General features: G+C 34.7%; 21 protein-coding genes. 11 read left to right on the top strand and 10 right to left on the bottom strand.

What is annotated here, in order from left to right; genetic code table 11:
* Both ACXX80_RS03900 and ACXX80_RS03905 read right to left on the bottom strand, forming a co-directional pair.
* On the bottom strand, nt 1-1,341 hold the full coding sequence (locus ACXX80_RS03900; protein ID WP_458552105.1) for a dihydroorotase: 1,341 nt from the start codon (nt 1,339-1,341) through the stop codon (nt 1-3).
* Nucleotides 1,342-1,353: 12 nt separating this feature from the next.
* Entirely contained in the window at nt 1,354-2,079 is a 726-nt protein-coding gene (locus ACXX80_RS03905) for a polyprenol monophosphomannose synthase (RefSeq protein WP_458552106.1), read from the bottom strand.
* Between the two features lie 104 nt (nt 2,080-2,183).
* Between ACXX80_RS03905 and ACXX80_RS03910 the strand changes: the two genes are divergently transcribed.
* The 3 genes from ACXX80_RS03910 (at nt 2,184) to ACXX80_RS03920 (ending at nt 4,253) form a co-directional block, all read left to right on the top strand.
* Entirely contained in the window at nt 2,184-2,855 is a 672-nt protein-coding gene (locus tag ACXX80_RS03910) for a DUF4271 domain-containing protein (RefSeq protein WP_458552107.1), read from the top strand.
* Between the two features lie 12 nt (nt 2,856-2,867).
* Nucleotides 2,868-3,617: a uroporphyrinogen-III synthase gene (locus ACXX80_RS03915; RefSeq protein WP_113634110.1), complete on the top strand. Its 750-nt coding sequence runs from the start codon at nt 2,868-2,870 to the stop codon at nt 3,615-3,617.
* 165 nt (nt 3,618-3,782) lie between these two features.
* The gene (locus ACXX80_RS03920) at nt 3,783-4,253 is read left to right on the top strand and encodes an Lrp/AsnC ligand binding domain-containing protein (protein WP_458552108.1); all 471 of its coding nucleotides are present in this window, start codon (nt 3,783-3,785) and stop codon (nt 4,251-4,253) included.
* Between the two features lie 89 nt (nt 4,254-4,342).
* Here ACXX80_RS03920 and ACXX80_RS03925 read toward each other — a convergent pair whose 3' ends face one another.
* Nucleotides 4,343-5,032, bottom strand: a complete 690-nt coding sequence (locus tag ACXX80_RS03925) for a zinc metallopeptidase (protein ID WP_458552109.1) — start codon at nt 5,030-5,032, stop codon at nt 4,343-4,345.
* 208 nt (nt 5,033-5,240) lie between these two features.
* Nucleotides 5,241-8,123 (bottom strand): leucine--tRNA ligase, encoded by a 2,883-nt coding sequence (gene leuS / locus ACXX80_RS03930; RefSeq protein ID WP_458552110.1) that lies wholly within the window; start codon nt 8,121-8,123, stop codon nt 5,241-5,243.
* 225 nt (nt 8,124-8,348) lie between these two features.
* Here leuS and ACXX80_RS03935 point away from each other — a divergent pair, with 225 nt between their 5' ends.
* From ACXX80_RS03935 to truB, 4 genes are all read left to right on the top strand, one after another.
* On the top strand, nt 8,349-9,224 hold the full coding sequence (locus ACXX80_RS03935; protein WP_458552111.1) for a cell division protein FtsX: 876 nt from the start codon (nt 8,349-8,351) through the stop codon (nt 9,222-9,224).
* Nucleotides 9,225-9,295: 71 nt separating this feature from the next.
* Nucleotides 9,296-9,535 (top strand): DUF3098 domain-containing protein, encoded by a 240-nt coding sequence (locus tag ACXX80_RS03940; protein ID WP_315209469.1) that lies wholly within the window; start codon nt 9,296-9,298, stop codon nt 9,533-9,535.
* Between the two features lie 82 nt (nt 9,536-9,617).
* Nucleotides 9,618-10,439, top strand: a complete 822-nt coding sequence (locus tag ACXX80_RS03945; RefSeq protein WP_458552112.1) for an undecaprenyl-diphosphate phosphatase — start codon at nt 9,618-9,620, stop codon at nt 10,437-10,439.
* A 6-nt stretch (nt 10,440-10,445) separates the two neighbouring features.
* Nucleotides 10,446-11,147 carry a tRNA pseudouridine(55) synthase TruB gene (gene truB, locus ACXX80_RS03950; protein WP_458552113.1) on the top strand — a complete coding sequence of 234 codons (702 nt, stop codon included), beginning with the start codon at nt 10,446-10,448 and terminating at the stop codon, nt 11,145-11,147.
* 476 nt (nt 11,148-11,623) lie between these two features.
* Here truB and ACXX80_RS03955 read toward each other — a convergent pair whose 3' ends face one another.
* Nucleotides 11,624-12,229 carry a thioredoxin family protein gene (locus tag ACXX80_RS03955; RefSeq protein WP_458552114.1) on the bottom strand — a complete coding sequence of 202 codons (606 nt, stop codon included), beginning with the start codon at nt 12,227-12,229 and terminating at the stop codon, nt 11,624-11,626.
* Between the two features lie 105 nt (nt 12,230-12,334).
* Here ACXX80_RS03955 and ACXX80_RS03960 point away from each other — a divergent pair, with 105 nt between their 5' ends.
* The 4 genes from ACXX80_RS03960 to ACXX80_RS03975 all read left to right on the top strand — a co-directional run bounded on the left by ACXX80_RS03960 (nt 12,335) and on the right by ACXX80_RS03975 (nt 17,149).
* Nucleotides 12,335-13,114 carry a patatin-like phospholipase family protein gene (locus ACXX80_RS03960; RefSeq protein WP_315209479.1) on the top strand — a complete coding sequence of 260 codons (780 nt, stop codon included), beginning with the start codon at nt 12,335-12,337 and terminating at the stop codon, nt 13,112-13,114.
* A gap of 67 nt (nt 13,115-13,181) precedes the next feature.
* Nucleotides 13,182-13,889, top strand: a complete 708-nt coding sequence (gene pyrH / locus ACXX80_RS03965; RefSeq protein WP_315209481.1) for a UMP kinase — start codon at nt 13,182-13,184, stop codon at nt 13,887-13,889.
* 81 nt (nt 13,890-13,970) lie between these two features.
* Entirely contained in the window at nt 13,971-14,534 is a 564-nt protein-coding gene (gene frr / locus ACXX80_RS03970) for a ribosome recycling factor (RefSeq protein WP_113634119.1), read from the top strand.
* 116 nt (nt 14,535-14,650) lie between these two features.
* Nucleotides 14,651-17,149 (top strand): DUF5686 family protein, encoded by a 2,499-nt coding sequence (locus ACXX80_RS03975; protein ID WP_458552115.1) that lies wholly within the window; start codon nt 14,651-14,653, stop codon nt 17,147-17,149.
* 46 nt (nt 17,150-17,195) lie between these two features.
* Here the strand turns inward: ACXX80_RS03975 and ACXX80_RS03980 are convergent, their stop codons facing one another.
* The 5 genes from ACXX80_RS03980 to ACXX80_RS04000 all read right to left on the bottom strand — a co-directional run bounded on the left by ACXX80_RS03980 (nt 17,196) and on the right by ACXX80_RS04000 (nt 23,691).
* Nucleotides 17,196-19,466: a cation:proton antiporter gene (locus ACXX80_RS03980; RefSeq protein ID WP_458552116.1), complete on the bottom strand. Its 2,271-nt coding sequence runs from the start codon at nt 19,464-19,466 to the stop codon at nt 17,196-17,198.
* A gap of 123 nt (nt 19,467-19,589) precedes the next feature.
* Nucleotides 19,590-20,309, bottom strand: coding sequence for a LytR/AlgR family response regulator transcription factor (locus ACXX80_RS03985; RefSeq protein ID WP_458552117.1), 720 nt, complete (start codon nt 20,307-20,309; stop codon nt 19,590-19,592).
* The gene (locus ACXX80_RS03990) at nt 20,272-21,015 is read right to left on the bottom strand and encodes a sensor histidine kinase (RefSeq protein ID WP_458554072.1); all 744 of its coding nucleotides are present in this window, start codon (nt 21,013-21,015) and stop codon (nt 20,272-20,274) included. Before ACXX80_RS03990 ends, ACXX80_RS03985 begins: the two co-directional genes overlap by 38 nt.
* Before the next feature lie 74 nt (nt 21,016-21,089).
* On the bottom strand, nt 21,090-21,419 hold the full coding sequence (locus ACXX80_RS03995; protein ID WP_417990602.1) for a DMT family transporter: 330 nt from the start codon (nt 21,417-21,419) through the stop codon (nt 21,090-21,092).
* 1 nt (nt 21,420) lies between these two features.
* Nucleotides 21,421-23,691 (bottom strand): cation:proton antiporter, encoded by a 2,271-nt coding sequence (locus tag ACXX80_RS04000; RefSeq protein WP_458552118.1) that lies wholly within the window; start codon nt 23,689-23,691, stop codon nt 21,421-21,423.
* Nucleotides 23,692-23,768: the final 77 nt, after the last annotated feature.

A 23,768-nucleotide genomic window follows, 5' to 3' on the forward strand; every position in this document is an offset into this window, starting at 1 on the left:
TTATCTTTCGAATAATAAACGTTTTCCTGCACGAATATCTTTTACTTTAAAAGCAGTATAAACTAATTGTCCGTTGACAAAAGTATGGGTAATCCTAGATTTAAAAGTAAAACCTTCAAATGGAGACCAACCACATTTAGCCAAAATATTTTCTTTTTTTACGCTCCAAGGCAAGCCTGAATTAACGATAACCAAATCCGCATAATAGCCTTCTTTGATAAAACCACGTTTTTCTATTTTGAAGATTTTAGCCGGATTATGGCACATTTTCTCCACAATTTTTTCAATGCTTATTTTTCCTTGATGATGCGCTTCAAACATAGCCACTACAGCATGTTGCACTAATGGTCCGCCGGAAGGTGCATTCAAATACGATTGTTTTTTTTCTTCTAATGTGTGTGGCGCGTGATCCGTTGCAACCACATCAATTCTGTCATCCAGTAAGGCTTCCCAAAGCACTTTTCTGTCATTAGCCGTTTTTACAGCTGGATTCCATTTTATCAGATTACCTTTAGTAGCATAATCATCATTGGTAAACCATAAATGATGTACACAAACTTCGGCAGTGATTTTCTTGTCTTCCAAAGGAATTTTGTTCGTAAACAAATCCATTTCTTTGGCAGTGGAAAGATGAAAAATATGCAAGCGAGCACCTGTTTTCTTAGCCAACGCAACCGCTTTGGAAGACGAAATATAACACGCTTCCTCGCTTCGGATAAGGTGATGAACCGTAACTGGAACATCCTCTCCAAACTCTGCTTTGTATTTCTCTAAATTGTTTTTGATAGTCGCTTCATCTTCACAATGCACCGCAATAAGCATGGGTGTACTTGAAAATATTTTCTCTAAAGTTGCTTCATTATCCACCAACATATTCCCTGTTGAGGAACCTAAAAATATTTTTATCCCGGCAACATTCTTTGGATTTGTTTTTAAAACTTCTTCCAAATTATCATTAGTTGCACCCATCATAAAAGAATAATTCGCATACGATTTTTGGGCAGCCAACTCGTATTTTTGTTCTAATATTTCTTGGGTAGCCGCATTTGGAACCGTGTTAGGCTGTTCAATGTAAGAAGTAATTCCTCCTGCAACGGCCGCTTTAGATTCTGATTCTATGTCTCCTTTATGCGTAAGTCCGGGCTCTCTAAAATGCACTTGATCATCAATTGCACCCGGAATTAAATAATTCCCTTCGGCATCAATGATTTTACATTGAGAGGATTTCGCACTAATGCTTTCTGCAATTTCAACAATTAAGTCATTTTCAATTAACACATCGCCCTCAAAAATTACCCCTTCATTTACTATTTTGGCATTCTTAATTAAAACCCTGTTCATCCTGTCTTTTTCTTATAATGTGTTGACTAATCTTTTTATTCTAAGTGCAATAACTCCAAAAACGGCTTCAACAATTATTGAATTACTCATTTTGGATTGCCCTTTTGTTCTATCGGTAAAAATGATGGGAACCTCAGCAATTTGAAATTTCTTGCAATACGTTCTGTATTTCATTTCAATTTGAAAAGCATATCCAACAAATTTTATTTTATCTAAATTGATCTCTTCGAGCACTTGTCTTTTGTAACAAACAAAACCTGCTGTGGCATCATGAATTTTCATCCCGGTAATCATTCGTACATAAACCGACGCAAAATACGACATCAAAACGCGGCTCAACGGCCAGTTTACCACATTTACACCAGTTACATAACGGGACCCAATCGCTAAATCAGCATCGCCAAAATGACACGCATTGTATAATTTCTCTAAATCATTTGGATTGTGGGAAAAATCAGCATCCATTTCAAAAACGAAATCATATTTATGTGCTAATGCCCATCTAAAACCATGAACATAAGCCGTTCCCAGACCCGATTTTTTCTCTCTTTTTTCCAAAAATAATCTCCCTCCAAATTCAGATTGAAGTAAAACGACCTTATCAGCAGTATGATCTGGCGAATTATCATCAATAATAAGAACATGAAAAGATTTATGTTGCGAAAACACCGATCGAATAATGCTTTCTATATTTTCAATTTCGTTATAGGTAGGAATTATAACAATACAATCATTCATATTTTTAACTAATTTCACCGCAAAAGTAAACTTTTTATGCCATTTCATCCTTAATAAAATTATAATAAAAAGAATGATATAAAAATTAGTAATTTTGCAACGTTATGATCGAAAATATACTTCATCCAAGAATAACTGACAGCAAAGACTGGGCAACCGTGCTTTTTGTTCTGTCATTTGCTATTATTGCTGTTACAAAATCTGTTTTCGAAAATAGATTTGGTGATTTCGCCAATTTAATTTTTTCCAATAAATACAACAAAGTTTACAGAGACAGCAGCCACTTAAAAAGCGGTTTCACCATCTCCTTGTTTTTTGTCCAAGTGATTTCAATAGCTTTCTTCATCCAAATTTCGTTAAGTTATTTTGGCTATGGCTTGAAGACAGATTGGATACTTTACATTCAAATTTTTACTTTCCTAACTTTCTTTATTTTATCTAAATATTTGATTGAGAAAATAATAGCCACATCATTCAATATTGAAGAATTTATGGAGCATTTTAACCTCCAAAAGGTGACTTACAGAACCTATATTGGACTAATCATACTGCCATTGAATATTATTTTGTTTTATTACGACTCATTTTCAAGAAATATTCCACTGCTAATTATCTCTACAATATTGATAATAAATATATTAACTTATTTGATTTCAATAAAAAACTATCAAAATATAATATTCGGTAAGTTGTTTTATTTTATTTTATATCTTTGCGCTCTTGAAATAGCACCCTATTATTTTATGTATTATTGGTTTACAAAAGGGAGTGCTTAGAAACCGTTAAATATGAAAGTGAAAACAATTTTGGTGTCACAGCCTGAGCCTAAAGTGGAGAATTCCCCTTACTTTGAACTTCAACAAAAGCATAAAGTAAAAATTGATTTCAGACCTTTTATTCATGTAGAAGGAGTTAATGCAAAAGAGATTAGACTTCAAAAAATCGATCTTAATCATTACACCGCAATTATTTTAACGAGTAAAAATGCCGTAGATCATTTTTTTAGAGTGGCTGATGAAATGCGTTATAAAGTTCCAGAAGGATTAAAATATTTCTGCCAATCAGAAGCTATTGCTTTTTACCTGCAAAAATACGTTGTGTATAGAAAACGTAAAATCTACGTGGGACCAAAGGATTTTGCTGATTTATCTCCGCTGATAAAAAAATACAAAGACGAAAAATTCTTACTACCTGCTTCAGACCAATTGAATGCCGATGCGCCGATAACGCTAAACGCGTTAAAAGTAGACTGGACTCCAGCTGTTTTTTACAGAACCGTAATGAGTGATTTATCTGATTTAGCCGATGTATATTATGATGTTTTGGCTTTCTTTAGCCCAACCGGAATAAAATCATTGTTTAAAAACTTCCCAGACTTCGAGCAAAACAATACTCGAATTGCCGTTTTTGGAAGTACTACTCAAAAAGAAGCATTGGATCACGGTTTGAGAGTGGATATTCTTGCACCAACACCGGCAACACCTTCAATGACAATGGCTTTGGAAAAATACATTATTGAAGCCAATAAAGGAAAATAAAGAAAATACTTTTTAGATACAATTAAAGCCATTCGTAATCCGAATGGTTTTTTTTATGGCGTAAATTATAAAAAAGGCGGGTTATTCTTTACACTAATCGTTTTTTACTTAAATTTGGTTTTCAATTCAAACTGAATTCTATATTTTAGTTTAAAATAATAACTCATGAAAATCAATTCCCTAATAGTAGAAATTGACGGTATCGATAAAGAAATTTTACGCGACCTGATGGAAGATGCCCGAAAACCAATTCTTCAAATCGCCAATAAAATAGGGATTTCAGGAGCGGCAATTCATCAACGCTTGCGAAAACTGGAACAATCCGGCGTTATTTCGGGATCCAAATTCACCGTAAACAATAAAATATTAGGCAACAATACGATGGCTTTTGTTGGGATTTATCTGGACAAAGCAGCCCGAAATCCAGAAGCAGTTCGTGATTTAAAGAAAATTCCCGAAGTTTTGGAATGCCATTACACTACTGGAAACTGGTCGATTCTGATAAAGATTATCTGTCGTGATAACGAACATTTAATGCATTTACTAAATACCAAAATTCAAGCGATAGAAGGCGTTTCCAGAACAGAAACCTTCATTTCCCTAGACCAGCAAATCGACAGACAGATTCAGTTATAGTCTTTTGGTTAATCGTTGATTTGGTTATTTGATAAAAAAAATCCGCCTTGTTTTCGCAAGACGGATTTTATATTTCCTTCAAAAAAGTGTTAATCTCTCCTACTTCCGCCCATATAAATGGAAACATAATACAACAGCGTAGCAATTGATCCCAAAGCAGCCACGACATACGTTCTGGCAGCCCATTTCAAGGAATCCTTCGCTCCCTCTTGTTCTTGTTGCGTCAGCATTCTTTTGTTTTCTAACCAAGCCAATGCACGATTACTCGCATCATATTCTACTGGTAAAGTAACAATCGAAAATAAAGTGGTTGCTGCAAAAATGATAATTCCTACCAATAGCAATTGTGGAAAAGTTTTCATCATCAAGATTCCGGCAAGCAAAATCCATTGCATATACGTTGATGCCACATTCACCACAGGAACTAATTTAGAACGCATCGTCAGCCATTGATACCCCACAGCGTGTTGAACGGCGTGACCACATTCGTGTGCCGCAACAGCAGCTGCAGCCGCATTGCGTTGGTTGTAAACCGCCTCACTTAGATTCACTGTTTTATCTGCTGGATTGTAATGATCCGTCAAACGTCCCGGCGTAGAGATCACTCTTACATCGCGAATTCCGTTATCGGCAAGCATTTTTTCGGCTATTTCAGCGCCTGACATTCCGTTTTGTAATTGTAATTTAGAATAATGTTCAAATTTACTTTTTAGTCTTGAACTAACTAACCAGCTGAAAAGCATAATTGCTCCGGCAAGAATCAAATAACCCATTCCCATATTTTTGTTTTTTAATTGTATTATTAAAGTTATAAAAGATTTATCAAAATCTGAACCAATTTTTTATTTTGTCAATTTGGCATTGGTGAAATGGAACACGGATAACGCAGATGAAACGGATTTACGCTGATTTTCATTTATTAAAATAAAAAAATCCAAATTCTAAAAATAGAATTTGGATTAATATGATTATTGCAATATTGGATATTTATCCCACCAAATTGATGATTTTCCCCGGAACAATTATCACCTTATTAGGCGTTCTTCCTTCTAATTGTTTGATGGTTCTTTCGTCTTTCATAACAATTTCCTCGATTTGTTCCTTGGTTAAATCCAAAGGTAAAACCATCGTGAAACGCATTTTTCCGTTGAAAGAAACGGGATATTCCTTTTCGCTCTCTACTAAATATTTAGCTTCAAAAACAGGAAAATCAACTGTCGCAATCGAACCTGTATTTCCTAATAACGACCATAATTCCTCGGCAATGTGTGGCGCGTAAGGAGAAATTACAATAGCTAAAGGCTCCAAGATTGCACGAGAATGACAGTTTTGAGTGGACAATTCATTCACACAAATCATAAACTGAGAAACTGATGTATTAAAAGAGAAACCTTCAATATCTTCCGCTACTTTTTTAATCGTTTTGTGTACTGATTTTAAGTTGTCTTTGGTTGGTGCGTCATTGGTAACAATCAAACCGTTGTCATCAAAATACAAACGACACAGTTTTTTCAAGAAACCAAAAACTCCCGAAATTCCAGCCGTGTTCCAAGGTTTTGCTTGTTCCAATGGTCCTAAGAACATTTCATACAAACGCAACGTATCAGCACCGTATTCATTACAAATATCATCCGGCGTTACCACATTGTATTTTGATTTCGACATTTTTTCGATTTCGCGACCAACAATGTATTTTCCGTTTTCTTCGGTGATGAATTCTGCATCAGCATAATCCTCTCTCCAACTTTTGAATCTTTCAATATCTAATTCATCTGAAGAATTAACCATTGATACATCAACATGAATAGGCTGTACTTTTTGTCCGTCAATTTTATTTTTAGAAACATATGTATTTGTTCCGTCTAATCTATAAACAAACGCACTCATTCCCAAAATCATACCCTGATTAATCAGTTTTTTGAATGGTTCTTCAGTAGGTGCAAAACCTTTGTCTTTTAAGAATTTGTTCCAAAAACGGGAATATAATAAATGTCCGGTTGCGTGTTCGCTTCCGCCAATGTATAAATCCACACTTTCCCAATATGCCAAAGCATCTTTGCTGGCAAATTCGTTTTCGTTATGCGCATCCATATAGCGCATCCAATACCAAGAACTTCCCGCCCAACCTGGCATCGTGTTCAATTCTAATGGAAATATTGTTTTATTGTCAACCAAATCCGTATTAACTACTTCATTCGTTTCCGTATTCCAAGCCCAAACCAAAGCGTTTCCTAAAGGTGGCAAACCTTCTTCAGTTGGTAAATATTTTTCTACTTCCGGCAAGATGATTGGCAAATGTTGCGCATCAATCATTTGCGGCAAGCCATTCACATAATATACAGGAAACGGCTCTCCCCAATAACGCTGGCGAGAGAAAACTGCATCACGCAAACGGTAATTTGTTTTTCCTTTTCCTTGGTTTAATTTTTCTAATTCTTCAATTACTTTTTGGGTTCCTTTTTTGTAATCTAATCCATTTAGAAAATCAGAATCAACTAATTGAAAACCCTCTTTGGCTCCAAAAGCAGCTTCGGATATATCTTTATCAAAAATGTTTTTGATTTCCTGCATTCCGTTTTGACCTTTGAAGAAATTCGCAAAAGCATAATCTCTTTCGTCGCCACAAGGAACCGCCATAACTGCGCCTGTTCCGTAACCCGCCAAAACATAATCACCAATCCAAACCGGAATTGGTTCTTTAGTAAACGGATGTTCTGCATACGCACCTGTGAAAACTCCAGAAATTGTTTTGACATCGGCCATACGTTCTCTTTCGGAACGTTTTGATGTTTTTTCAATATAGGCATCCACTTCTGCTTTTTGCTCCGCAGTTGTGATTTGTGAAACCAATTCGTGTTCCGGAGCCAATGTCATGAACGTAACTCCAAAAATAGTATCAGGTCTTGTAGTAAAAACATCTATATGTTGTTGCTCACTTTCGACTTTTGACTTTTGGCTTTCGACTTTAAAAGAAACAGTCGCTCCAACGGATTTTCCAATCCAGTTTCTTTGACTTTCTTTGATGCTTTCGCTCCAGTCAATATGATTTAATCCTTGTAACAAACGTTCTGCATAAGCCGAAATTCGCATGCTCCATTGCGTCATTTTCTTACGCACCACCGTAAAACCACCACGCTCCGAAACACCATTTACGATTTCGTCATTCGCTAAAACGGTTCCTAATCCCGGACACCAGTTCACCTCAGTCTCGGCTAAATACGTCAATCTGTATTGCAGCAAAATTTTCTCCTGCTGTTCTTTTGCGAAAGCGTTCCATTCATTTGCTGAAAAACATTCGATATTTTCATCACAAACGGCGTTGACATTCGCATTTCCTTCTGTTGAAAAAATTGAAACCAAAGTCGAAATATCTTCGGCTTTATCGCTGTTTTTATTGTACCAAGAATTGAATAATTGGATGAAAATCCATTGTGTATGTTTGTAATAATCCGGATTTGAAGTACGCACCTCTCTGCTCCAATCGAAAGAGAAACCAATTTTATCCAATTGCTTTCTATATCCCGCAATTTTATTCCCTTCTTTATCCGTTCCACCGTCAATATTTACCGAAGTCGTATCTTCCGGACGCTGACCCGTTTGAATGGCATATTGTTCCGCAGGCAATCCAAAACTGTCGTAGCCCATGGGGTGCAAAACGTTAAAACCTTGATGCCTTTTGTATCTTGAATACACATCAGAGGCAATATATCCCAGTGGATGTCCCACGTGTAATCCCGCTCCAGATGGATAAGGAAACATATCAAGTACGTAATATTTAGGTTTTGTTGAGTTGTTTTCGGCTTTAAACGTTGCGTTTTCTAACCAATATTTCTGCCATTTGGCCTCTATTTCGTTCGGATTGTACTTCATTCTACTTTCTTAATTATTTTTTTAATGGAGTCATGCTGTCGCACACTCAAGTCATATTATAGGATTCAAAGTAACTCTGTTACTAAGTTGCTGTATTATAATTGGAGAAATCATTATTTCAAGGTGCCAAATTTACGTTTATTGTACGAAAGTTAAAACTTTGAGCGTTATTAACTTTAAATAAAGAAATTCTTTATTATTTTTACCCAATAATTTCAATAAACTATGAGTTCTTCCTTTGATAAATTTCAAAAACGCAGATTAATTTCCTCTTATTTTTCAGTAGTGCTAAGTGTATTCTTAGTTTTATTTCTACTGGGCGTATTGGGTCTTTTTATTATAAATTCTAAAAAACTTGCGGACGATTTCAAAGAAAATATTGCCATGACCGTTTTTTTCAAGAACGAAGCGAATGACAGTATTTTGAAGGCTTTTGGAACTGAATTAAAATCGAGCCGTTTTACAAAATCATACGATTATGTAACTAAAGAAGCTGCTGCAAAACAACATACAGATATTATTGGAGAAGATTTTATGGAATTTCTTGGTGAAAACCCATTGCAAAACTCTTACGACATTCACTTGAAAGCTGATTATGTAATCAAGGACAGTATAGCAAAAATTGAAACCCGCTTGCGTAAAAACGCTATGGTTTCGGATATTGTGTATGACAAGCAATTAGTGAATTTAGTGAATGATAACATCAAAAAAGTAAGTATGTGGATTTTGGTTATCAGCGGATTCTTGGCCGTGATTGCCGTATTACTGATTAATAGTTCGTTGCGTTTATCCATACACTCCAACCGATTTATCATTAAAACCATGCAAATGGTAGGCGCAACCAAAGCCTTTATCAGAAAACCATTTGTGATGCGAAGCATAAAACTGGGAATGATTGGCGCAGGACTTGCCATCATTGCATTAATTGGTCTTTTAATTTACGTTCAAACTAATTTTCCAAATCTTGGTATACTTGACGATAAAGCTTTAATTGGATTGGTATTATTAGCTGTTTTAGGAGTTGGAATATTGATCACTTGGTTAAGCACATATTTTGCAACACAACGTTTCTTGAATTTAAGAACAGACGATTTATACTAATATTTATTCGTTGATTTGGTTATTTGTTTATTCGAATTCTCACCATTCACCTTTTAAATTAACACCATAAAATGAAAAATAACGAACAGCAATCCGAATTTCTTTTTGACAAAATAAATTATAAAATCCTATTAATTGGGATTGGAGTAATTGCCTTAGGATTTATTCTAATGGCTGGCGGAGGAAGTGATGACCCAAATGTTTTCAATGAAGATATCTTCAATTTCAGAAGAATTCGATTGGCGCCAACTACCGTTTTAATAGGTTTTGGAATTACCGTTTATGCCATTCTTAAGAATCCAAAAAAATAGTAAACAGTGACGAGTAATAAATTGCAGTATTAAGCAAACTCTATCAACTGAACACTAAAAACTGAACACCGATCACTATATAATGAATACATTACAAGCATTTTTAATTGCTGTTATCGAAGGATTAACAGAATATCTTCCTGTTTCTTCAACAGCCCACATGGTTTTTCTAAGTTCTTATTTTGGAATTCAAGATGATGATTTTGTGAAACTATTTCAGGTTTCTATTCAATTTGGAGCCATTTTGGCCGTTGTTGCTTTGTATTGGAAGAAATTTTTCGATTTCTCTTCAAAAAGTGTTGCCATCAACTTTTACATAAAACTAATTTATGCCGTAATTCCTGCATTGGTTTTAGGAAAATTATTCGATGATAAGATTGAAGCCGTTCTTGGAGATCCAATTCCAATTGCGATTGTATTAATTTTAGGTGGAATCGTTTTATTATTTATTGACAGTCGTTTTCAAAGTCCAACGGTTCTTAAAGAAGAAGACATCACCATTAAAAAAGCAGTAACCATCGGTTTTTGGCAATGTTTAGCAATGATGCCCGGAACAAGTCGTTCTGCCGCTTCCATAATTGGCGGTATGCAACAAGGACTAACGCGTCACGCGGCTGCGGAATTCTCTTTCTTTTTAGCAGTCCCAACCATGATGGCAGTAACGTGCTATTCTGTATTCTTGAAAACCTACGAAACATCTCAAATGAAAGGCTACGAATTGATCTTAAAATCAAACGAAAACATACAATTGTTCTTAATAGGAAATGTTGTTGCTTTTATTGTTGCCATTATAGCCATTAAATTCTTCATTGAAATTATCAAAAAATATGGTTTCAAACCTTGGGGATGGTACCGAATAATAGTAGGCGTTTTTTTATTGATCTACTTTTCATACTTAAAATAATTTCCATTGAAAACAGCCGAAGATTTCCAAAACGGACAAATTTTACTCATTGACAAACCTTTGAATTGGACTTCTTTTCAGGCGGTAAATAAAATGAAATGGGCTTTAATCAGTAAAGCTAATCTTCCAAAAAAATTCAAGATTGGTCACGCCGGAACTTTAGATCCCTTGGCAACCGGATTACTGTTAGTTTGTACCGGAAAATTCACCAAAAGAATTACGGAACTTCAAGGTCAAGCTAAAGAATATACCGGAACGTTTTATATTGGAGCCACAACGCCTTCGTATGATTTAGAAACCGAAATCGATCAGACTTTCCCAACGGAACATATTGACACAGCTTTAATTCACGAAACCATAAAGCAGTTTTTAGGGGAAATAGACCAAAAACCACCCATTTTCTCGGCCATAAAAAAAGACGGTGTTCGATTATACGAACATGCACGCGCCGGAGAAACCATAGAAATTGCGACTAGAAAAACAACGATTCAAGAATTTGAAATTACTCGAATCGCACTTCCGGAAATAGATTTCAGAGTGGTTTGCAGTAAAGGAACTTACATTCGTTCCTTGGCTTTTGATTTTGGAAAAGCTATGAATTCAGGTTCGCATTTAACGGCTTTGCGCCGAACAAAAATTGGAGATTATAACGTAGCTGATGCAATGGATGTTACTTTATTCGAACAAAGTCTTACTGAAGGATTGTAATCAAAAGCAAAAACACATGACAAATCCAATATTAAATTGAATTTGCGATGTGTTTTTTCTAAAGTTAAAGTAGTTTTAATCCATACTCTATTTGTCTACTAGGCTTGCGCCGATTGTTTAATAATTAGTTGCTTTTTTACCTCCAAATAGTAAATGTGACAAATAATCATAAAACTTTTCAAATCGATTTTTCATGATGATGTTTTTTAAGTTGTGAAACAAAATTTAAACACCAATAAAAAAAGTAAATTAACAATAGACCTGGTTGGCAGTCACCAAGTTACGATTTTTTTTTCGATACGCAAAAAAAATAAACAAAAAAATAAATTTAATTATTTGACCTCAACAAACATAGAACTTCAGGTCTCTTTTACATTAAAAATTTCACACCAAAACAATGATATCTTGCTCTATCCTGAAGTTTTTTTGGCAATTAAAAGACGCTTAAAGTTATGAAAGTTGCCAATTTTTAAATTCTATCGTTCCAAATCAAGCATCATGTTAACCAACTCATTTTGGGTACTAATTCCTTTATCATGCAAATACCATAATTGTAAGTTGGTTTTTGCAGTTTCATCTATAACTCCAAATTCCTTTTTATAATCCGTAATTAAATCTGTTGCTCCTTTGGGTCTAGGACCCCATTTTCCAAGAACACTTCCTGTTTCTTTATCTACAACAATCACCACTGGAATTGATTTGTTTTTATTGGTTAAAAACAAACTCATCAATTCGTCATTTTCATCACGCAGAACAATTCTCAATTCTATTTTACCGGTATCAATTGCCATTTTATTAATAATTGGTAACAGTTGGGCTGCATCACCGCACCAACCTTCTGAAATTACTAACCAAATGTATTCGCTTTTTAAATTCTTTAATTTCAGAATATTTTCATCGGTAATTTTCATCGTTTTATCCAAACGATTCATTCGGGTTTCATTTAACTCACTGTAATGTTTTAAATCATCAGATTGTTCGTTACCGGTTGACTTTCCTTCGAGCAATAAATCTGAAATTAGTTTTCTATACTCAGAATAGGAATGACTATTAAACAATGCTTTAGCTACTGGAATTTTCATAATGAATTATTTATTTTCACAAAGTTACCACAAAATTGGAGCATAAATATGACATATGTCACTTTCAATTCCGCAAAAAGAGTAATTTTATCACAAATAAAAAAGATGGATTTAAAAACAAAATCGATAGGATTAGTACTTTCCGGCGGTGGTTCTAAAGGGATAGCCCATGCTGGTGCGATTAAATTTTTAGAAGAACAAAACATTCGACCATCTCAAATGGCAGGAACAAGCGCAGGTTCAATTGTTGGTACCATGTATGCTTGGGGGAAAACTCCGGAAGAAATTCTGGAATTTTTCAAATCAATATACCTTTTTCACTGGAAGCATTTAACATTTAAAAAAGCAGGATTAATTGATTCTGAATCGTTCAAAACTTATTTTCATAGTATTTTTAAGGATGCCACATTAGGCGATTTAAAAATACCGATTCAAATTACGGCAACTGATATGGTTCGAGGAAAATTAAAAATATTTGGACAGGAAACAAAAATAATCGATGCCATTTTAGCTTCGTCTGCATTTCCCGGAATTTTATCTCCGTATGAAATTAAAGGAAAAATATATAGTGACGGCGGGATATTAAATCATTTTCCCACTGATATTTTACAAGGGCAATGCGATACATTAATAGGTGTTTATGTGAGTCCGATTCAAAAAATTGAAGCTAAAGATCTCAATTCTATCAAAGCAGTAACCACACGAGCCTTTGATATTCTTTCGGCAAATTCAAACCTGCATAAATTTAATATTTGCGATTGGGTTATTGAACCAAAGGATTTGTGTCTTTACAGCACCTTTGAAACCAATAAAGTGAAGATGGATGCCGTTTTCAACATTGGCTATGAAGCCGCAAAAAAAGCGTACGAAAAACTTAATTTATAAAATTTCAGCAACATTATTTTAAAAAAAAAGAATATTCTATATTTGCACCAATCAACTCAACACACACATGAAATACAAAAGAATTCTTCTAAAACTAAGTGGCGAAGCTTTAATGGGCGACCTGCAATACGGAATTGATCCAAAAAGATTAGCTGAATATGCTGACGAAATCAAGCAAATTCATGAAAAAGGAGTAGAAATAGCCATTGTAATAGGTGGTGGGAATATTTTTAGAGGAGTTGCTGGCGCAAGCGCAGGAATGGACAGAGTTCAAGGAGATTACATGGGAATGTTAGCCACTGTAATTAACGGAATGGCTTTGCAAGGCGCACTAGAAGAAAAAGGAATGAAAACACGCCTTCAAACGGCATTAAAAATGGAATCCATAGCAGAACCTTATATCAAAAGGAGAGCAGATCGTCACCTTGAAAAAGGAAGAATTGTAATTTTTGGAGCCGGAACTGGAAATCCATATTTCACAACGGATACAGCTGCTGTTTTGCGCGGTATTGAGATAAATGCCAATGTGATTTTAAAAGGAACTCGCGTGGATGGTGTTTATGATTGTGATCCAGAAAAAAATGCATCGGCTGTGAAATTCGATTTTATTTCCTTTGAAGATGTCCTTAAAAAAGGATTAAATGTAATGGATACGACTGCATTTACATTAAGTCAGGAAAATAAATTACCAATCGTTGTTTTCGACATGAATAAAGTAGGAAACTTATTGAAAATCTGCGAAGGCGAAAATATAGGAACCGTAGTAAATATATAAATAGACAAATTAGATTGTTAGACTTTTAGGTTGTCAGACAGTCTAAAGATCTAAAAATCTAAAAATCCAAAGATCTAAATTATGACTGAAGAAATTGAATTTATATTAGATAGTACTAAAGAATCTATGACAGGTTCTATTGCGCATTTAGAAAAAGAATTTTTGAATATTCGTGCAGGGAAAGCATCTCCAGCTATGCTTGGAAGTGTTTTTGTAGATTATTACGGATCTGCTACACCACTTTCACAAGTATCAAAAATTAGTGTTCCGGATGCCAGAACTATTACATTGCAACCTTTTGAAAAAAATATGCTGCAAGTAATTGAAAAAGCAATTATGGTTGCCAACATTGGTTTTAATCCAATGAATAACGGTGATGTAATTATCATTAGCGTTCCCGCATTAACTGAAGAAAGAAGACGCGATCTTGCTAAGCAAGCCAAAGTGGAAGCCGAAGATGCTAAAGTTGGAATTCGAAATGCAAGAAAAGATGCAAATACAGATATTAAAAAATTAGAAAAAGAAGGAACTTCCGAAGACATTTGTAAAAGTGCAGAAGAAGAAGTTCAAAACTTAACTAATACGTTTATTCGTAAAATTGATGAACTTTTAGTAGTGAAAGAAGCTGAAATTATGAAGGTGTAATTTCCTTTCAAACTATATTAAAAATCCGTCTCGTTAGTTTAACGAGACGGATTTTTTTATTGTTATTTTTGCAATACCAAAATGAGATTATACCCGTTTTGTAGTAAACCCTATTTATGAAGCAATTGTGTTTGTTATTCTTTTTTTTAACGCTTACGCTACAGGCGCAATTTCAGGTCAATGGAATTGTAAAAGAATCTACTACCAACAAACCGTTGCCGTTTGCCACGATTGCCACAAGTAACGGTCTAAATTCCATTTCCGATGTCGATGGGAAGTTTAGTATTGTAGCTCCAATTCCCTTTACAGCTTTTGATATTTCGTATATTGGTTTTACCAAAGCTAGGATTGCCATCGAAAAAAACAAAAATTATTATGTGGTTGTTCTTTCCCAAAAAACGGATAATTTGAATGAAGTGAAAATTTCAAATGAAAACCCAGCTTTGGCAATTATCAGAAAGACAATCGAAAACAAAGACAATAATAATCCACAAAAAAAGCTCCGCAGTTTTGAGTTTAAATCTTATAATAAACTCATTGTAACCGCAAATCCTGACTCTATTGACGGAAGAATCGATTCTGTTTTTGTACAAAAGTCTTTTGGAAAACAATTCTCAAAAATTGACTCGTCTGATTATAAATTTAAAGACATCATTAGTAAACAACATCTGTTTCAAACCGAGAAAGTATCACAATATCAATTTGCAAATAGTACATTAAAAGAAACAATATTAGCCACCAAAATGGCGGGTTTCAAACAACCTGTTTATGAAATCATTGCTTTTAACTTGCAGTCTTTCTCTATTTACGATTCCAGCTACGAGCTTTTTGAAACCAAATACAATAGTCCAATTGCAAATGATGCGCTAAACGATTACAACTACAAACTCTTGGATTCACTCCTCATTGACGGTAGAAATACCTATATGATTTACTTTAAAAACAAGAAAAAAAGAAAAGCATCAGGACTGGAAGGCGTACTTTATATTGACCAAAATAACTTTGCTGTCGCCAAAGCGGTAATGCGCATAAAAGGCGTTCTTGACATTAGCGGAATTCATGATTTTAAGTACATTCCAAGTGAAAAACTATGGTTCCCAACGGACAAAACGTTTAAAATTGTAAAAGGCAAGAATGATGACGATATAAAAATCCTTGGCGGAACGATCCAATTTGATGGCGATGTAGAACAAGATTTTAAAGAAAGAAAAAAGGTTGCCTCAGATTTCACCTACTTACTTTCGCACACGAATAATTTTGAAATTCAGTATAATACTCCAATACAAATTAAAAAATCGGCGATTTATATCGAAATCAAAGACGATGCAATTAACAAACCAGAAGGTTTTTGGAACACCTACAGAAAAGACAGTTTAGACAGCCGAAGCCAAAAAACGTATTTGGCTCTGGACAGTATTTCAGTTAAAAAACGAATTGAAAGCCGCATCCGTTTTGGACGAAAAATCATTAATGGATACTTACCTATTGGGAAATTCGATTTAGACTTACGTAAATTATTTAGTTATAATAATTACGAAGGATTTAGATTGGGAATTGGCGGAGTCACTAATGAACAATTTTCAAGAAAATTCAGAATCGAAGGCTACACCGCTTATGGAACAAAGGATGGTAATTTCAAATATAATTTAGGAATGGCAACTCGTGTAGGTAAATTTTCTAATTCGTGGATTGGCGTTTCCTATACTGATGATGTTCGGGAAATTGCAAGCACTGTGTTTACAATTGATAAAAAAGCATTCAAAATCTATAGTCCAAGACCTATAAATATCAGTACATTTTACAATTATGTGAGTTGGAAAACATTTATAGAAACCAAAATTATTCCAAAAACAGAAAGCTTCTGGGAACTTTCCCGTGCCGCAATAGAACCTAAATTCAATTACATATACAACCTAAACGAGAAATTATATACGAGCTATGTCATGACCACCGCGATGGTTTCTCTGCGTTGGAATCCATTCAGCGATTACATGCAAACGCCTACGGGACGAATTGAAGTAGAAAAACGCTTCCCAAAATTCACTTTTCAATACACACAAGCCCTGCCTAAGGTTATGCAAAATGATTTTGAGTTCAGCAAATTCGATTTCAAAACAGAGTATGAAAAAAAATATTTAAACGGTCAAAAAACAAGCTTACTTTTTGAAGCCGGTTATGCTCTTGGCGATGTGCCGCTGACACATTTGTACAATACTTCTCCAAATAATATTACCAAAGAAACTATTATGCAGAGAATTACTTTTGCAGGAAAAAACAGTTTTGAAACTATGTTTTTTAATGAATTTTTCTCCAGTCAATATGCTTATTTTCAATTCAAACATGGCTTTAACCGGGTAACATTATTAAAAAAAGTAAAACCTTCCTTAGTTCTTGTTTCAAGAATGGCTTGGGGAAATTTACAAAAACCCGAACAACATGTTGGATTGGATTACAAAACCTTGAACAAAGGTTATTTCGAATCTGGAATAGAACTGAACCAAATTTACAATGGATTGGGATTAGGCGGATTTTACCGTTACGGACCCAATCAACTGAGTAAATTTCAAGATAACATAGCGGTAAAAATAAGTTTCGTTCTTAATTTAGGAATTTAAAAAGCACTACAATTTCAGAAAAAGTAGCGCTTTTTATTAACTATACTTATGGTTTAATAATCAATACTGACGGCGTATTGTTAAGCCAAATACTTTGAGAATCAATCAGTTTTTTCCAACTGGCTAAACTAATAATCATCAAATCCTGATTTTCTAAAAACTTTTTTTTAATTGTTCTTTCCTGCATAATCATAATATGGTTTGGCGCTATTTGCTCTATAGAACGAATGGCTTCTTGGATTTCCCTGCTGTTCCGTTTTTGTCCAATGACATCCAAAACCGTAATTTGTGAACCATTATTATGAATTAATTTTTGGGCAAATTGAATCAAAAAAGCATCATCATCACTGAAAATAGGTATAAAAACCCGATTGATTTCCTCCAATTTTTTGTCGACAAGAATTCCGACAGGCATTTTACTTTTAGCAATAATCTGTCTTGTTCTTTCATCAAAAGGAGAGTTTTCAAACAACCCTTCTTTTCCGGTGAATTTATCAATCAAGCGATCCGGATTAATAATTCTGGTTGTAAAACCAAGCACTTTCCCCAGCAACGTTCCTTCGAAAATAGATTGTCCCAAACCTACCAGCAACAAGTCATATTCCCCGTGGTTGGCAGTATCCGTGATATCAGAATCAATATCATTTGAGGCTTTAAAAAGGGTTATTATTTTTTGATTCAAATTTTCCGATTCGGAGATAACCGGCAAAAATGTTTCTCTTTCGTAATCTTTGATGTCAAAGGAATGCATCTCTGAACTTAATGATAAATGCATTGCAGTAACCACCGTATTGCCACTTTGTTTTTTGACAAAACTATTAGCAACTTTCAATAGTGTTTTTCCTCTTTCGGGAGTCGAAAAAGAAATCAGCACCTTATACTTACTTTTATTACTAATTTCTTCCGGGACAATACTGTCTTTATTTTTGAAAATATAATTGATTAAATCCAAAGCCGGACCCGTCATAAACGTCGTCGCCAATGCCATAATAACCATCATGGTGAAAATTTCGGTGGACAAAACCCCTAAATCGTATCCAATATTCAGCACCACCAATTCCATTAAACCTCTTGTATTCATAAGTGTTCCAATGGACAGACTGTCTTTCCAGTTGTGTCCTACGAACTTTGCAGCAAGTGCGCTACCAAAAAACTTACCGATTACAGCAACGAGAATAATCAAACCGGTAATTTTCCATAAATGTGGATCATCAATCAATCCGATTTGAGTTCTTAAACCCGTAAAAACAAAGAACAAAGGAAGCAAAATCACCACTGAAACATCTTCAACCTTTTCGATAAAAATAGTACGGAATTTATTATTTTCCGGCATAATTGCTCCAGCCAAAAATGCGCCAAATAAGGCATGAATCCCAATTAATTCAGACACATAAGAAGACAATAATAATGTCAAAAAGAAAATAGCCACAACCGGTTTGTTGAGACTTTCTTTTGTAGCATTCAAATCGCCAACTCTTTTTAGGAAAGGCCGAACCAATTTTAGCATCAGAATCACATAAAACACTGCCAATGCAATAACATACAACGAACTGTTGAATGAACCTGCTTTTACAATAGCAATTACTGCTGCCAGAATACACCAAGCTGTAATATCATCGGCGGCGGCACAGGTAATTACAATTGCTCCTAATTTAGTTTTATGAATTCCGCGCTCCCTAACTATCCCCGCCAAAACCGGAAAAGCCGTAATACTCATCGCAATTCCCAAGAACAATCCGAAAGAAAGAAACTCCACACCAGGAGGTGCAAAAGAATGGTATATAAAATAAGCAAGTCCTAAACCTAAGGTAAACGGAATAATAATACTGGCATGACTAATAACCACAGCATCATGCGCTTTATTTTTAAGCACTTTTAAATCGAGTTCCATTCCAATAACAAACATGAAAAGAATTAACCCAATTTGGCTCAAAAACTGCAAATTGCCTAACGAATCTTTTGGAAACAACATTGCTGAAAATTCAGGGAAATACATCCCGATTAAAGAAGGACCCAAAACAATCCCCGCTATCATTTCCCCAATTACGGTTGGCTGCCCAATTCTCCTGCAAACCCATCCAAAAAATCGAGCTACTAAAATAATAGTGACAATTTGCGCCAAAAGAATGGCCAAAGGGTGTTGCAAATTGTGGCTCATAGCCGTTATAAAATCATTCCAATGTCCGTTTTCTTTTTGGTGAGGAACAATATTTTGACCAATTTCCAACATTTTCCCTTTCAGAATAATCCAATACATTAGGGCAGAAGATACTCCTATAATTATCAAATAAAAAAACGAATTTTTAATACTTCTCATGTAATCTTTTTTAAAATTATCAATGCTTTACGATGCAAATATGGGAAGTGATTTTTTGGAAATAAAGAGAAACACACGCTAATTTTCGTTGAATGTAACAAGATTGGAAAACTTTGTAACAAGTTAGATTTTCACTTTTATCAAAAAATCAGAACAATAGGTTTCGCTCAAAATTAATATCGTGAATTTCCCATCCTTTTCCTGATGACTGAGTGTGATTTCATTGTGGTTGAAAAATTTCACCGCTGTTATTGCGATGATTTCTTTTTTATTTACCCTGCAAAAATCAACATTAGGAAGTTGGCTTAAAAGCGAATCAAAATTTATGTTTTTTAAAATCAGAGAACTGCCATCAACCAGAAATACTTCTTTGTCTCTGCTGTCAACCACGGCGGTTTTAATGTATTGAATTTGGTTAAAATACAACAAAGCCTTCCCTTTATCGGTGTTCAAATGAATAAATTTCTTTGCGGATGCAACTGTATTGAACCGCTCCAAAGCCTTTGCAACAGCTTTTTGCAAACGCTCTTTTGTAACCGGCTTTGTAATATAATCGACAGCGTTTATATCAAATGCTTCGGCAGCGTAATCCTTGTATGCAGTAGTAAAAATAACCAATTTGTTTTGCAATAAACTCGCAAGAGTCAACCCGTCTATTCCCGGCATTTCGATATCTGAAATACACAAATCAAAATCGAGTTCCGGAAGTTCTGCCAATAATGTTTCAGGGTTATTGAATGCTTTTACGATTTCTAGTTCCGGAATTTGCTCACACAGCATTTTCAGGTACGTCAATCCCGGCAATTCATCGTCCAGCAGCAAGCATTTGAGTTTTGTATTCAAGAAGATTGATTTTTAAGTGCGCAATATAAATGTCGTTTTCGACAAATTTATCCAGTTTAAACTGATTTTTATAGATAATTTTCAAACGTTGTTCCAATGTGTTTGCTCCTATACCGCTTCGTTCTTTTTTTAATGCTTTTTTATCTGATATTTTGTTAGAAACCGTCAAATAAAAACAGTTCTCTTTGAATTCAAATAAAACCGAAATAAAAGCATCGGCACTTTGCAAATCAGCATGTTTAAAGGCATTTTCTATTAAATCTATCGAAATCAAAGGCGCCAAAAGTCGCTGTTCATAAAGCATTTCGCCTTCATTGATTTTAGTTTTTACTTTCAATTCAAATAGTGGACTAACTTTAATTTTATTGATTTCTATCAGGTTCAGCGCAAACTCGATTTCTTCTTTTGGAGAAACAAACTTTTTTTGGCTTTCATATAAAATGTAATCCAGCACATTCGCCAGTTTATCCAACGCAAAATAGGTTTGGTAGGCATGTGACTGAATTGAATTGAGAATATTTTTAAAAAGATGTGGATTTAGTTTGGATTCTAAGGTTTCCAACTGCAAATTATTGACTTTCATTTCCAGAAAATGAAACTTTTCCTCTGCTTTTTCTTTCGCCTTTCCCGATTGGATTAATCGATATACAAGATAACAAAGCACGACTATCAGCAACAGAATAACCGTTAGAAACATATAAACCATACCATTGTTTTCTTGAACTTGATTCATATTTTATGTTTAAAATGCTTTAGGAAGCAAAAATCATTTTTTCGTATTTAATGACTCGAAACGAATTTCAGTCCAATAATAGAGCTGATTAAAGTGGTGATGAAAAATATGCGCCAAAAATCAGCCGGTTCTTTAAACACAAAAATTCCAACAAGAACTGTACCCACTGCTCCAATTCCAGTCCAAACGGCATAGGCCGTTCCAATAGGCAATGTTTGTGTGGCTTTATAAAGCAAAACCATACTTATTGTCAAGCAAACCAAAAATCCACCCAACCATAATGCTGATGTCGTTCCTGAAGTTTCTTTGGCTTTGCCTAAACAAGTAGCGAAACCCACTTCAAAAAGACCGCCAATAATCAATAAAATCCAATTCATATTACTGTTTTAAAATTAACACCGAAGGAACTCCACTCAACCAATCACTGCGGGAATCAACTAGTTCTTTCCAACTTTCGAGACTAATCAGCATTAAATCCTGCTGCGCCAAAAATTCCTCTTTAATTATTTTATCGGTTATCAAAACTATATTATTTGGATATTTTTGTTCCAAAGAATCAATAGCACTATTCATTACAAAATTAGTCGTAAGATGTCCATTTACATCCAAAAGGACAATTTTAGAGTTATTATTGTATACTAATTTCTGAATATAATCAATCACAAAAGAATCTTCGGGAGTGAAAATAGGGATAAAAACATGGTTAACGTGCTGTAAATCTTTATCAATCAAAATCCCAATTGGCATTTTGGTTTTAGAAATAATCTGTCTGGTTCTTTCGTCAAAAGGAGAGTTTTCAAACAAGCCTTCTTTTCCTGTAAACTTATCAATCAAACGATCCGGATTGATTATTCTGGTTGTAAAACCGATTACTTTTCCAAGAATGGTACCTTCAAATATTGATTTTCCTAAACCTATCAGTAACAAATCATAATCGCCTTGATTGGCGACATCAGCAATCTCAGTTTCAATATCCATCGTTGCTTTAAAAATGGTGGTAATATCCTGTTTTAACAATTGGGATTCTTCAACAATAGGATAAAAACTATTTTTTTCTTTGTCTTCCAAATTAAAAGTATGCACCTCATCACTCAAAGACAAATGCATCACGGTAATACTGGAGGTGCTTTTCTGTTTTTTCATCAAACTATTGGCTAATCGCAATAAGGATTTTCCTTTTTCATTATTACCAAATGAAATTAAAATTCGGTATTTATTATGGTTTGTTGGTTCCAAAACTTCAACTCCATCTTTCGTTTTGAAGATGTAATTGATTAAATCCAACGCCGGTCCGGTCATAAAAGTAGTAACAAGCGCCATAATTACCATCATTGTAAACACTTCTGGAGTCAAAACTTTAAGCTCTAAACCAATGTTCAACACAATCAATTCCATCAAACCTCTAGTGTTCATCAAAGCGCCAATTGTTAAACTGTCACGCCAACTCTGACCAACAAATTTAGCTGCCAAGGCACTTCCTAAAAATTTCCCAACTACAGCTACCAAAATAATAAAACCAGTAACTTTCCATAAATACGGATCGTTTAGAAGGCCAATTTCTGTTTTCAAACCCGTGAATACGAAGAATAAAGGCAGTAAAAGTATCAACGCCACATCCTCTACTTTTTCTATGAATATGGTTCTGAATTTTGGAACATCAGGCATAATTGCTCCCGCCATAAACGCTCCAAATAAGGCATGAATCCCAATCACTTCGGTAGCATAAGACGAAATAATAAGCACCAGAAAAAAGATAGCCACAACCGGTTTGATAATAGTGTCTTTTGAACCATATAAATCTCCAATTCGCTTTAGAAATGGCTTTACAATATAAATCATGGCTATAACATAAAGCACTGCCAACATAATGATGTATAAAGAACTAACGAAAGTTCCTGCTTTGACAATGGCAATTACCACCGCCAAAATACACCAAGCCGTAATATCATCGGCAGCAGCACAAGTAATGACAATCGCACCCAGTTTCGTTTTATGAATTCCTCGTTCCTGCACGATTCTGGCCAAAACCGGAAATGCGGTGATACTCAACGCAATTCCCATAAACAAACTAAAGGAAAGGAATTTAACACCTTCAGGAGCAAATCGATTGTACACAAAATATGCTAGTCCTATTCCGAGAGCAAATGGAATTACGATACTCGCATGACTGATGACCACAGCTTCATTAGCTTTATTTTTCAATACTTTCAAATCGAGTTCCATTCCGATGACGAACATAAAAAGGATTAATCCTATCTGACTTAAAAATTTTAAATTCCCTAAGGACTCAACGGGAAATAAAGCTAGAGAAAATTCCGGAAAATACAATCCCAATAAAGACGGCCCGAGGACAATTCCAGCAATAATTTCCCCAATTACGGAGGGCTGACCAATTTTCTTGAAAATCCATCCAAAAACACGGGCAACAAGTATTATGGTTATAATTTGGGCCAAAAGAATAGCCAAAGGATCTTGAAAATTGTGTTGCATCGAAGTTAGAAAATCGCCCCAAGAACCCTTTCCGCTTTCAGGTGTAACTATTGTTTCTGCCACTTCTAAACGTTTCCCTTGGGTTATAATCCAATACATCAAAGCAGTAAAACCGCCTGTTATCACCAAATAAAAAACTGTGTTTTTATAATTCTTCATATACTATTTTATGTAAGCATTCTCAACTGTCAACCATGACGATGAGAATTCAAATGTATTAATTATATCTCAAAAAA

The sequence above is a fragment of the Flavobacterium sp. GNP002 genome (genome assembly GCF_054343795.1).